Genomic DNA, 11,907 nt, shown 5'->3' with positions numbered 1-11,907 from the left:
CGGCGCTGTGTCTGGCATGCCTGCAATCTGGGAAACCGGGGTAGAAAAAAACTTGCAGGCCATAACAGTATCTACATGGCTCATGCAATATATTGAATTTGCACGATCTTGTAGGCCGGATAAGGCGTTCACGCCGCATCCGGCATGAACAAAACGCACTTCGTCGACAAGTTAGGTGCCGGGTTTAAGCCCGGCATTATTTTTATCCCGGCAAAAAACACTCTTCAACACACTGAATAAAAGTGTGCATCGCCGGGCTAACCGCTTTCCCGGCATGGTGAGCGCACATTGCCGTAATGGTCTGCGACTGTTCGCCAAAAGGCAATTCGATTAATTCTCCGCACTCCAACTCTTTTGCCACCGCAAAACGCGGCAGATAGCTAACTCCGATATTCGCCGCGACACAACGCTTTATGCTTTCGATACTTATAAGCTCAATGGTATTTTCCACCGTGATCCGCCGCTGGCGCAGCGTGCTCTCAAATATCTGCCGGAAGACACATTGCGGTTCGTTGATAATAAAACTACAGGCGTTATGTCTTCCCGGCTGGGTAAAATCGATATCTGCAATTTGCGGTGAAGCCACCAGCACCAGCGATTGTTCACCCAATTCTCGTCGATTCAGAGCATCATCATTTCCTACGCGATAAAAAACACCGACATCGGCCTCATCATTCAGTAGAGCATCACGGATCACGTAACAGTTCAGCGACTGCAGCGATAAACGCACTTTTGGTGCACGTTGCCGAAAACGCTGCAACACCTGCGGCATTCGGTAAGAGAGCAACGTTTCGCCCGAAACAACGCGTAGTTCCCCGTCCGGTTCCGACTCTTTTTTGGCAGCCTCACGAAGCGTATCCATCACTCTGGTGAGTTCATAGATGTGCGGCAGCAACTTTTTGCCTTCGCGAGTGAGGCACATCCGTCGGCCAATTTTCTCAAACAATTGTACTGAGAACTCCTGTTCAAGCTGCTGAATATGAAAAGTCACCGTCGATTGTGTGCAACACAATTTTTGCGAAGCTCGCAAAAAGGAACCCTCTTCCACCACGGTTTTAAGCGTAATAAAACGGCGCAGATCCATAACCCCAAACCTATCGAAAATATCGAATTTAGAATGTTAAAACATTCATTTTTTTAAATGTTTCGTGTCGGGTACTGTCTACCAAAACAGAGGAGATAACAAGTGACACCGACCCTATTAAGTGCTTTTTGGACCTACACCCTGATTACCGCCCTGACGCCAGGACCAAACAATATACTCGCTCTTAGCTCTGCCACGTCGCATGGATTTCGTCGGAGTACCCGCGTGCTGGCAGGGATGAGTCTGGGATTTTTGATTGTGATGTTACTGTGTGCAGGAATTTCATTTTCACTGGCTGTTATCGACCCGGCAGCGGTGCACCTTTTGAGTTGGGCAGGAGCAGCATATATTGTCTGGCTGGCATGGAAAATCGCTACCAGTCCAACTAAGGAAGACGGACTTCAGGCCAAACCGATCAGCTTCTGGGCCAGCTTTGCTTTGCAGTTTGTGAACGTCAAAATTATTTTGTACGGCATTACAGCACTGTCGACATTTGTCCTGCCACAAACGCAGGCGTTAAGCTGGGTGATTGGCGTCAGCGTTTTGCTGGCAATGATTGGGACCTTTGGCAATGTGTGCTGGGCGCTGGCGGGGCATCTGTTTCAGCGATTGTTTCGCCAGTATGGTCGCCAGTTAAATATCGTGCTGGCGTTGTTGCTGGTCTATTGCGCAGTGCGCATTTTCTGTTAATGAAAAAAAGCGGAAGAGGTCGCCCTCTTCCGCTTAGTAACTTGCTACTTAAACCTTACAGGCTTTCAGTAAAGGTACGAGCGATAACATCGCGCTGCTGTTCCGGAGTCAGAGAGTTAAAGCGAACTGCATAACCGGATACACGGATGGTCAGCTGCGGATATTTTTCCGGATGCTTAACTGCATCTTCCAGAGTTTCACGACGCAGAACGTTTACGTTCAGGTGCTGACCACCTTCAACGCGAACTTCTGGTTTAACTTCTACTGGAACTTCACGGTATTCAATGTCACCCAGTTTGCTTACTGCAACCACTTCGTCTTCTGCAAAACCTGCTTTCGCAACGATGCAACGCGCTTCGCCTTTTTCGCTGTCCAGCAGCCAGAAAGAGTTCAGCAGATCGTCATTAGCGGCTTTAGTAATCTGGATACCTGTAATCATGTGATGCCTCCCCGGCAAAATTATTTGATTTGTTCAGCCTGTCGCGGCCAATTGGTAAAACCATTGTTGCTTGAGTGTATATATACTCCTCAAACACCCTTGATTCTTTGATTTAAATCAATAAAAACCACATATCGAATGTGGTCACAAATGGATTTTATTGTTTTACATCAACTTATGCAGGTGTGAAATTTTACCAATTTACATTTTTTTGCATGTCTTTTTGTCTATAAAATGAGCATGATTTTGTTCTGTAGAAAGAAGCAGTTAAGCTAGGCGGATTGAAGATTCGCAGGAGAGCGAGATGGCTAACGAATTAACCTGGCATGACGTGCTGGCTGAAGAGAAGCAGCAACCCTATTTCCTTAATACCCTTCAAACCGTCGCCAGCGAGCGGCAGTCCGGCATCACTATCTATCCACCACAAAAAGATGTCTTTAACGCCTTTCGCTTTACCGAGTTGGGCGATGTCAAAGTCGTGATCCTCGGTCAGGACCCCTATCATGGCCCCGGGCAAGCGCATGGTCTGGCATTTTCTGTTCGTCCCGGAATCGCCATTCCTCCGTCATTACTGAATATGTATAAAGAGTTGGAAAATACCATTCCCGGCTTTACCCGCCCTGGTCATGGCTATCTTGAGAGCTGGGCGCGTCAGGGCGTTTTGCTGCTCAATACCGTCTTGACGGTTCGCGCAGGTCAGGCGCATTCCCACGCCAGCCTCGGTTGGGAGACCTTCACCGACAAAGTCATCAGCCTGATTAACCAGCACCGCGAAGGCGTGGTGTTTTTGTTGTGGGGATCACATGCGCAAAAGAAAGGGGCGATTATAGATAAGCAACGCCACCACGTACTGAAAGCGCCGCATCCATCGCCGCTTTCTGCACATCGTGGATTCTTTGGCTGCAATCATTTTGTGCTGGCAAATCAGTGGCTGGAACAACGTGGCGAGAAACCGATTGACTGGATGCCAGTATTACCGGCAGAGAGTGAGTAAATTTGAGGGAAAACGCCGGATGGCAGAATTGCCACCCGGCTGATTTATCAGGCTTTGTTCTGACGCCACCATTCGCCAAGCAAAACGCCGGTTGCAACAGAGATATTCAGCCCGGCAACATTGCCAGTTCCGTCAATCTTCACGCGCAAATCGTTCGGATCGCGTGCGGCATCCGGTAACCCTTCATATTCCTGACCCAGCACCAGCACCATTTTCTCTGGCAGACTGGTTTTGAACAGCGGTTTACCCTGCTCGCTGGAGGTGGTCACTACGGTGTAACCCGCCTGGCGGAAGTCATCCAGCACGTTAACAATGTTGTCGCCAGTAATCGGCTGAACATGCTCTGCACCGCCTTCTGCGGTACGGATAGCCGCACCGGATTCCAGCAACGCCGCATCCTGCACCACAACGCCTTTCACGCCGAAGTGCGCGCAACTGCGCATCATGCCACCCAGGTTATGCGGGTTAGATTCGTTTTCCAGTGCCAGTACACAATCCTGCGCACCTGCCTGACTTACCCACTGCTGCACGGTTGTACCGTTACGCTTTTTGATCAGGAAGCAAACGCCGCCGTGATGTTCCGTGCCTGACGCTTTGGTCAGTTCCGCTTCATCCACCACATGATACGCTTTGCGGTTTGCCGCCATCCAGCGCAATGCTTCTTTAAAACGTGGCGTTACGCTCTGAATAAACCAGGCGCGAACAATCGCTTCGGGGCGGCTCTGGAACAGTGCCTGACAGGCGTTTTCGCCGTAGACGCGGGTTTCTTCCGCACGCTGACGACGCAACACTTCCGGATCAATAAAACTTTTACCACTGATGCCACCGTGATCGGCCTTTTCCGGCGTCTCATCACCCGGCGCGCGGGAAACCGTGCGCCACGGAGACTCTTCCCACTTGCGGTCACGGGGCTGACTTTGTTTGTCATCGCGGGCGGGGCGACGGCCACCGTCGGCACGAGATTTTCCTGGACGCCCGCCCCCTTTCCCGGTACGCGGGTTATGGGTACGTTTATCAGAATCATCATCACTGCGGACATACATCACTTTGACCTTGCCGCTTTTACCTTTCATCTCATCGTTCATGCTTTTCTCCACCAGCGCTGCGCGAAGCGCGCAGATTACCCGAAGTGCGCGCGGTTCGCCATGATTTCGTACCAAAGCCTGCGACTATCATACCTATTGAATAAAACAGATTGTTGTCTGGAACAATGTCCCCGATAATATGTAACATATTAGAAACATACCGGCGTCGTTGCCGATAAGTCTCCTTACTCATCCCGAGGTTAGTTATGAATACCGTTTGTACCCATTGTCAGGCCATTAATCGCATTCCCGACGATCGGATCGAAGATGCGGCAAAATGCGGACGCTGCGGTCACGACTTGTTTGACGGAGAGGTGATTAATGCGACCGGTGAAACGCTCGATAAATTGCTGAAAGATGATCTGCCTGTGGTGATCGACTTCTGGGCGCCGTGGTGCGGCCCCTGCCGTAATTTCGCACCAATTTTTGAAGATGTTGCGCAAGAGCGTAGCGGTAAAGTGCGCTTTGTGAAAGTGAATACCGAAGCTGAACGTGAATTAAGCAGCCGCTTTGGTATTCGTAGCATTCCGACAATCATGATTTTCAAAAACGGTCAGGTTGTCGACATGCTTAATGGCGCAGTACCAAAAGCACCTTTCGATAGCTGGCTGAACGAATCGCTTTAATCTTGTCGGGGTGCATCTTGTGCCCCGTTTTCTCCTCTGCGACAATGGCGTTTTTTCGACGCTCTCTTATGACCGAAAACGCTGTTCTCCAGTTACGCGCCGAGCGTATTGCGCGCGCAACACGTCCTTTTCTTGCCCGCGGTAATCGCGTTCGTCGTTGCCAACGCTGTCTATTACCAGAGAAATTATGTCTCTGTTCAACGATCACGCCTGCGGAAGCAAAAAGCCGCTTTTGTTTGTTGATGTTTGACACCGAGCCAATGAAGCCCAGTAATACCGGGCGTCTGATTGCTGATATCTTGCCTAATACCGTCGCGTTTCAATGGTCCCGTACCGAACCCTCGCAGGATTTGCTGGCTCTGGTACAAAACCCGGATTATCAGCCAATGGTGGTCTTTCCCGCCTCGTATGCTGATGAGCAACGGGAAGTGATTTTTACACCACCTGCTGGTAAGCCACCGCTGTTTATCATGCTCGATGGTACCTGGCCGGAAGCTCGCAAGATGTTTCGTAAAAGTCCGTATCTGGATAATCTTCCCGTCATTTCCGTCGATCTTTCCCGGCTATCTGCCTATCGCCTGCGTGAAGCCCAGGCTGAAGGCCAATACTGCACTGCCGAAGTTGCCATCGCACTGTTAGATATGGCCGGCGATACCGGAGCGGCGGCAGGTCTAGGCGAGTATTTCACCCGCTTTAAAACACGCTATCTGGCAGGAAAAACGCAACATCTGGGTAGCATCACAACAGAACAGTTAGAAAGCGTTTAAAATCATTCGGTCACTTCTGCGGGAGACCGATATGAGTCAGCGAGGACTGGAAGCACTACTGCGACCAAAATCGATTGCGGTAATTGGCGCATCGATGAAACCCAATCGCGCAGGTTACCTGATGATGCGTAACCTGCTGGCGGGGGGATTTAACGGGCCGGTACTCCCGGTGACGCCTGCCTGGAAAGCAGTGTTGGGTGTGTTGGCCTGGCCGGATATTGCCAGCCTGCCCTTTACACCCGATCTTGCGGTTTTATGTACCAATGCCAGCCGCAATCTTGCTCTTCTGGAAGAGCTCGGCGAGAAAGGCTGTAAAACCTGCATTATTCTTTCCGCCCCGGCATCGCAGCACGAAGATCTCCGTGCCTGCGCCCTGCACCATAACATGCGTCTGCTGGGGCCAAACAGTCTGGGATTACTGGCCCCCTGGCAAGGCCTGAATGCCAGCTTTTCGCCTGTACCGATTAAACGCGGCAAACTGGCGTTTATTTCGCAGTCTGCCGCCGTCTCCAATACCATCCTCGACTGGGCACAACAGCGGGAAATGGGCTTTTCCTACTTTATTGCTCTCGGCGACAGCCTGGATATCGACGTTGATGAATTGCTCGATTATCTGGCGCGCGACAGCAAAACCAGTGCAATCCTGCTCTACCTCGAACAATTAAGTGATGCGCGACGTTTTGTTTCGGCTGCACGTAGCGCCTCACGTAATAAACCGATTCTGGTGATTAAAAGTGGACGTAGCCCGGCGGCGCAACGACTACTGAACACCACGGCAGGAATGGATCCTGCTTGGGATGCAGCTATTCAGCGCGCCGGTTTGTTGCGAGTACAGGATACCCACGAGCTGTTTTCGGCAGTCGAAACCCTTAGCCATATGCGCCCGCTACGTGGAGAGCGGCTGATGATTATCAGCAACGGTGCAGCACCTGCCGCACTGGCGCTGGATGCCTTATGGTCACGCAATGGCAAGCTGGCTACGCTCAGTGAAGAAACCTGCCAGAAATTGCGCGATGCACTGCCAGAACATGTGGCAATCTCTAACCCGCTCGATCTTCGTGATGACGCCAGTAGTGAGCATTATATTAAAACGCTGGATATTCTGCTCCACAGTCAGGATTTTGATGCGCTGATGGTTATTCATTCGCCCAGCGCCGCTGCTCCCGCAACAGAAAGCGCACATGCATTAATTGAAGCGGTAAAGCATCATCCCCGCAGCAAGTATGTTTCTCTGCTGACGAACTGGTGCGGCGAGCACTCCTCGCAAGAGGCACGACGTTTATTCAGCGAAGCCGGGCTGCCGACCTACCGCACCCCGGAAGGAACCATCACCGCTTTTATGCATATGGTGGAGTACCGGCGTAATCAGAAGCAACTACGCGAAACGCCGGCGTTGCCCAGCAATCTGACCTCTAATACCGCAGAAGCGCATCTTCTGTTGCAACAGGCCATTGTCGAAGGGGCAACGTCGCTCGATACCCATGAAGTTCAGCCTATCCTGCAAGCGTACGGCATGAACACACTTCCCACCTGGATTGCCACTGACAGCACCGAGGCTGTGCATATTGCCGAACAGATTGGTTATCCGGTGGCACTAAAATTACGCTCGCCGGATATTCCACATAAATCAGAAGTTCAGGGCGTCATGCTCTACTTGCGTACAGCCAATGAAGTCCAGCAAGCCGCAAATGCTATTTTCGATCGCGTAAAAATGGCCTGGCCGCAGGCGCGTATCCACGGCCTGCTGGTACAAAGTATGGCTAACCGTGCTGGCGCTCAGGAGTTGCGAGTAGTGGTTGAGCACGATCCGGTTTTCGGACCGTTGATCATGCTGGGCGAAGGCGGTGTGGAGTGGCGTCCTGAAGATCAAGCCGTCGTCGCACTACCGCCGCTGAACATGAACCTGGCACGTTATCTGGTCATTCAGGGGATCAAAAGTAAAAAGATTCGTGCGCGTAGTGCGCTACGCCCGCTGGATGTGGCGGGATTAAGCCAGTTACTGGTGCAGGTTTCTAACTTGATTGTCGATTGTCCGGAGATTCAGAGGCTGGATATTCATCCTTTGCTGGCTTCTGGCAATGAATTTACCGCGCTTGATGTCACGCTGGATATCACGCCGTTTGAAGGCGATAACGAGAGTCGCCTGGCTGTCCGCCCTTATCCTCATCAGCTGGAAGAATGGGTAGAATTGAAAAACGGCGAACGTTGCTTGTTCCGCCCGATTTTGCCGGAAGATGAGCCACAGCTTCAGCAATTCATTTCGCGAGTCACCAAAGAAGATCTTTATTACCGCTACTTTAGCGAGATCAACGAATTTACCCATGAAGATTTAGCCAACATGACGCAGATCGACTACGATCGGGAAATGGCGTTTGTAGCGGTACGACGTATTGATCAAACGGAAGAGATCCTCGGCGTCACGCGTGCGATCTCCGATCCTGATAACATCGATGCCGAATTTGCCGTGCTGGTTCGCTCGGATCTCAAAGGGTTAGGCTTAGGTCGACGCTTAATGGAAAAGTTGATTACCTATACGCGAGATCACGGACTGCAACGTCTGAATGGTATTACGATGCCAAACAATCGTGGCATGGTGGCGCTGGCCCGCAAGCTCGGGTTTAACGTTGATATCCAGCTCGAAGAGGGGATCGTTGGGCTTACGCTAAATCTTGCCCAGCGCGAGGAATCATGAGTAAGGTACTGGAAATGTTGACCACTTAATCGGGACTGGTGTTATTATTGCCCGCTTATGTCGTCTGCATTGCACAGAGGACCCTTCAATGAACAGAGAAGAAATGCACTGTGATGTTGTCAAAATTTAAGCGTAATAAACATCAACAACACCTTGCCCAACTACCCAAGATTTCTCAATCAGTTGATGATGTCGATTTCTTTTACGCTCCCGCCGACTTCCGGGAGACGCTGCTGGAAAAAATAGCCAGCGCGAAGCAGCGCATTTGCATTGTCGCCCTGTATCTCGAACAGGATGACGGTGGCAAAGGCATTCTGAACGCGTTGTATGAGGCTAAAAGGCAGCGTCCGGAACTGGATGTACGGGTGCTGGTCGACTGGCATCGTGCACAACGTGGACGCATTGGCGCTGCGGCATCTAACACTAACGCTGACTGGTACTGCCGCATGGCACAGGAAAATCCGGGCGTAGATGTTCCAGTTTATGGCGTTCCAATCAATACCCGTGAGGCCCTTGGTGTTCTGCACTTTAAAGGCTTTATCATCGACGATAGCGTACTTTATAGCGGTGCCAGCCTGAACGATGTTTACCTGCATCAGCACGATAAATATCGCTACGACCGTTATCATCTGATCCGTAACCGTAAGATGTCAGACATTATGTTTGAATGGGTTACACAGAATATTATGAATGGCCGCGGAGTTAATCGTCTGGATGATGTTAATCGGCCAAAAAGCCCGGAAATCAAGAACGATATTCGTCTGTTCCGCCAGGAGCTGCGTGATGCCGCTTATCATTTCCAGGGCGATGCTGACAACGATCAGCTTTCCGTAACGCCGTTGGTAGGTCTGGGGAAATCGAGTCTGTTGAACAAGACCATTTTCCATCTTATGCCTTGTGCCGAGCAGAAACTAACCATTTGTACACCATATTTCAACCTGCCAGCAATCCTTGTGCGTAATATCATCCAGTTACTGCGCGAAGGGAAAAAGGTCGAAATTATTGTTGGCGATAAAACTGCGAATGACTTCTTTATTCCGGAAGATGAACCTTTCAAGATAATTGGCGCATTGCCTTATCTCTATGAGATCAATCTGCGTCGTTTCCTGAGCCGTTTGCAGTATTACGTCAATACTGACCAGTTAGTGGTTCGGTTATGGAAAGACGACGACAACACCTATCACCTGAAAGGGATGTGGGTTGATGATAAGTGGATGCTGATCACCGGCAATAACCTGAACCCGCGCGCCTGGCGTCTGGATCTGGAAAACGCTATTTTGATTCACGATCCGCAACTGGAGCTTGCGCCACAGCGAGAGAAAGAACTGGAGCTGATCCGCGAGCATACCACCATCGTTAAGCACTATCGCGATCTGCAAAGTATTGCCGATTATCCGGTGAAGGTTCGTAAACTCATTCGCCGTTTGCGCCGTATCCGCATCGACCGATTAATTAGCCGCATCCTGTAATCACAACCCCGTCCTGTACGGGGTTTGTTTTTGGAGGCCACGTTTTGCGTATTCTTTTTGTCTGTTCGCTATTGTTACTTTCTGGATGCAGCCATATGGCTAACGATAGCTGGAGCGGGCAGGATAAAGCTCAACACTTTATCGCCTCGGCGATGCTTTCCGCTGCCGGAAATGAATATTCACAGCATCAGGGGATGAGTCGCGATCGCAGTGCCACTTTCGGGCTGATGTTCTCTGTTGGGCTGGGCGCGTCAAAAGAACTTTGGGATAGCCGCCCCGAGGGGAGCGGCTGGAGCTGGAAAGATTTTACCTGGGATGTCGCCGGTGCAACTACTGGCTATACCGTCTGGCAGTTGGCGCATAATTAAAGGCGCATCCCCTTCCCTTTGCGATGTAGCATCAAAGAAACCAGAAACGCTACTACAGCCATCAAGGTCACATACCAGAAGAAGGCTGTTTCCATTCCTATTGATTTCAGCGACAACGCTACATACTCCGCCGAACCACCAAATATAGCATTGGCGACCGCATATGACAGACCAACGCCTAATGCGCGAACCTGTGCCGGGAACATCTCAGCCTTCAGTATTCCACTGATTGAAGTATAAAAACTCACTATCAGCAGGGCGCACATCACCAGACCAAAAGCGGCATAAGGCGAAGAAACGTTCTGCAATGCTGAGAGAATAGGAACGGTAAAAATGGTTGCCAGAGAACCGAAACATAACATTGAGGTACGACGACCAATCTTATCCGACAGCGCGCCAATAAGTGGTTGAATAAGCATGAATACAAACAATGCGGCAGTCATAATGCCACTCGCCACGTTGGCATGCATTCCCGCAGTATTTACCAGATACTTCTGCATATAAGTGGTGAAGGTATAGAAACAAAGGGAGCCCGCAGCGGTAAAACCGAGAACCATGATGAATGCACGGCGATTGCGCCATAATCCTTTTAGAGATCCAGCTTCTTTTAAAGCGCGTGTTTCTTGTTGTGAAGTTTCATCTAACTGACGACGTAACCACAACGCCACAACAGCTAACACAGCTCCTAACGCGAAAGGAATACGCCATCCCCACTCTCTGAGTGCAGCGTCTTCCATGGTGTGTTGTAAAACCACGACAACCAGTAGAGCTAGCAGTTGCCCGCCGATCAACGTCACATACTGAAATGATGCGTAAAAACCTTTGCGCCCTTCAACGGCAACTTCACTCATATAGGTGGCGCTGGTGCCATATTCTCCGCCAACGGATAATCCCTGGAATAAACGAGCAAGAAGCAATAATGCCGGAGCCCAGGTACCGATTGTTTCGTAGCCTGGCAAACAGGCGATAACCAGTGAGCCGAAACACATCATACACACCGATAATAGCATCGATTTTTTGCGACCATGTTTATCGGCTATGCGGCCAAATAGCCAACCGCCTATTGGGCGCATCAGAAATCCCGCAGCAAAAACACCTGCTGTTTGCAGTAGTTGAGTCGTCGTGTTCCCGGAAGGGAAGAAGATGTGGGCGAAGTAGAGTGAACAGAACGAGTAGACATAGAAATCGAACCACTCGACCAAATTACCTGAAGAGGCCCCCACAATTGCCCAAATGCGGCGACGAGTATCACTACTTGTCAGTTTGCTGTCTGCCGTTACAGTACTTTCAGCCATGCCATTATGTCTCCTGCCGTAATCCGATGCTTTTGTCGGTCGCTGTTGTTTATTTTTTTGGTAAAGAAAATGTTATACATTTGTTGCGCATCATTATGCAACCTTAACCATGAATTTAGTTAGCAGGAAAATGGTTATTAAGGAGCTTAAGGATAGATTTCTGGTAAGGAGGAAGTATTTAAGTGGGCAATTTGGGGAAGCCGTATTCGCTGTTGAATCTGGCTTATGTGGGAGCGTAGGACGGATAAGATGCAGTCAGCGTCGCATCCGGCATTTTTTTCTGCACCAGCGCAAAAAGGCCCAGTCTTCCGACTGGGCCTTCTGCTTAATTTGATGCCTGGCAGTTCCCTACTCTCGCATGGGGAGACCCCACACTACCATCGGCGCTACGGCGTTTC

At 50.4% G+C, this 11,907-nt stretch carries 11 protein-coding genes; 7 read left to right on the top strand and 4 right to left on the bottom strand.

Going from position 1 to position 11,907, the window contains the following annotated elements:
- Positions 1–202: 202 nt before the first annotated feature.
- Entirely contained in the window at positions 203–1,084 is an 882-nt protein-coding gene (locus tag FQ015_RS11440; RefSeq protein WP_001353021.1) for a LysR family transcriptional regulator, read from the bottom strand.
- 102 nt (positions 1,085–1,186) lie between these two features.
- Between FQ015_RS11440 and eamB the strand changes: the two genes are divergently transcribed.
- Positions 1,187–1,774: a cysteine/O-acetylserine transporter gene (gene eamB / locus FQ015_RS11435; protein WP_032303583.1), complete on the top strand. Its 588-nt coding sequence runs from the start codon at positions 1,187–1,189 to the stop codon at positions 1,772–1,774.
- 55 nt (positions 1,775–1,829) lie between these two features.
- Here eamB and grcA read toward each other — a convergent pair whose 3' ends face one another.
- On the bottom strand, positions 1,830–2,213 hold the full coding sequence (gene grcA / locus FQ015_RS11430) for an autonomous glycyl radical cofactor GrcA (RefSeq protein ID WP_000627804.1): 384 nt from the start codon (positions 2,211–2,213) through the stop codon (positions 1,830–1,832).
- Between the two features lie 304 nt (positions 2,214–2,517).
- Here grcA and ung point away from each other — a divergent pair, with 304 nt between their 5' ends.
- The gene (gene ung / locus FQ015_RS11425; RefSeq protein WP_104919597.1) at positions 2,518–3,207 is read left to right on the top strand and encodes a uracil-DNA glycosylase; all 690 of its coding nucleotides are present in this window, start codon (positions 2,518–2,520) and stop codon (positions 3,205–3,207) included.
- Positions 3,208–3,254: 47 nt separating this feature from the next.
- Here ung and FQ015_RS11420 read toward each other — a convergent pair whose 3' ends face one another.
- The gene (locus tag FQ015_RS11420; protein ID WP_000997419.1) at positions 3,255–4,292 is read right to left on the bottom strand and encodes a tRNA/rRNA methyltransferase; all 1,038 of its coding nucleotides are present in this window, start codon (positions 4,290–4,292) and stop codon (positions 3,255–3,257) included.
- A 206-nt stretch (positions 4,293–4,498) separates the two neighbouring features.
- Between FQ015_RS11420 and trxC the strand changes: the two genes are divergently transcribed.
- The 5 genes from trxC to FQ015_RS11395 all read left to right on the top strand — a co-directional run bounded on the left by trxC (position 4,499) and on the right by FQ015_RS11395 (position 10,214).
- Positions 4,499–4,918, top strand: a complete 420-nt coding sequence (trxC, locus tag FQ015_RS11415) for a thioredoxin TrxC (RefSeq protein ID WP_001098726.1) — start codon at positions 4,499–4,501, stop codon at positions 4,916–4,918.
- Between the two features lie 68 nt (positions 4,919–4,986).
- Positions 4,987–5,685 (top strand): tRNA-uridine aminocarboxypropyltransferase, encoded by a 699-nt coding sequence (tapT, locus tag FQ015_RS11410; protein ID WP_160524072.1) that lies wholly within the window; start codon positions 4,987–4,989, stop codon positions 5,683–5,685.
- Between the two features lie 31 nt (positions 5,686–5,716).
- A complete protein-coding gene (gene patZ / locus FQ015_RS11405) occupies positions 5,717–8,377 on the top strand; it encodes a peptidyl-lysine N-acetyltransferase PatZ (protein ID WP_160524071.1) in 2,661 nt (886 codons plus the stop codon).
- Between the two features lie 113 nt (positions 8,378–8,490).
- Complete coding sequence (gene pssA / locus FQ015_RS11400) at positions 8,491–9,846, top strand: CDP-diacylglycerol--serine O-phosphatidyltransferase (RefSeq protein ID WP_000949262.1); 1,356 nt, start codon at positions 8,491–8,493, stop codon at positions 9,844–9,846.
- 44 nt (positions 9,847–9,890) lie between these two features.
- On the top strand, positions 9,891–10,214 hold the full coding sequence (locus FQ015_RS11395) for a YfiM family lipoprotein (RefSeq protein WP_001221087.1): 324 nt from the start codon (positions 9,891–9,893) through the stop codon (positions 10,212–10,214).
- Here the strand turns inward: FQ015_RS11395 and kgtP are convergent.
- Positions 10,211–11,509, bottom strand: a complete 1,299-nt coding sequence (gene kgtP / locus FQ015_RS11390) for an alpha-ketoglutarate permease (protein ID WP_000841106.1) — start codon at positions 11,507–11,509, stop codon at positions 10,211–10,213. The genes FQ015_RS11395 and kgtP overlap by 4 nt on opposite strands.
- Between the last annotated feature and the right edge of the window lie 398 nt (positions 11,510–11,907).

Source organism: Escherichia sp. HH26CH, from assembly GCF_009820205.1.
GTDB lineage: Bacteria > Pseudomonadota > Gammaproteobacteria > Enterobacterales > Enterobacteriaceae > Escherichia > Escherichia coli_F.
Note: the sequence above shows the minus strand (reverse complement) of the source record. Positions and strands in the feature narration are given on the sequence as shown.

Excerpts from the sequence above, each read along its gene's own strand:
- FQ015_RS11440 (WP_001353021.1), bottom strand. The coding sequence starts at position 1,084 with ATGGATCTGCGCCGTTTTATTACGCTTAAAACCGTGGTGGAAGAGGGT.
- grcA (WP_000627804.1), bottom strand. The coding sequence starts at position 2,213 with ATGATTACAGGTATCCAGATTACTAAAGCCGCTAATGACGATCTGCTG.
- ung (WP_104919597.1), top strand. The coding sequence starts at position 2,518 with ATGGCTAACGAATTAACCTGGCATGACGTGCTGGCTGAAGAGAAGCAG.
- FQ015_RS11420 (WP_000997419.1), bottom strand. The coding sequence starts at position 4,292 with ATGAACGATGAGATGAAAGGTAAAAGCGGCAAGGTCAAAGTGATGTAT.
- trxC (WP_001098726.1), top strand. The coding sequence starts at position 4,499 with ATGAATACCGTTTGTACCCATTGTCAGGCCATTAATCGCATTCCCGAC.
- tapT (WP_160524072.1), top strand. The coding sequence starts at position 4,987 with ATGACCGAAAACGCTGTTCTCCAGTTACGCGCCGAGCGTATTGCGCGC.
- patZ (WP_160524071.1), top strand. The coding sequence starts at position 5,717 with ATGAGTCAGCGAGGACTGGAAGCACTACTGCGACCAAAATCGATTGCG.
- pssA (WP_000949262.1), top strand. The coding sequence starts at position 8,491 with ATGTTGTCAAAATTTAAGCGTAATAAACATCAACAACACCTTGCCCAA.
- kgtP (WP_000841106.1), bottom strand. The coding sequence starts at position 11,509 with ATGGCTGAAAGTACTGTAACGGCAGACAGCAAACTGACAAGTAGTGAT.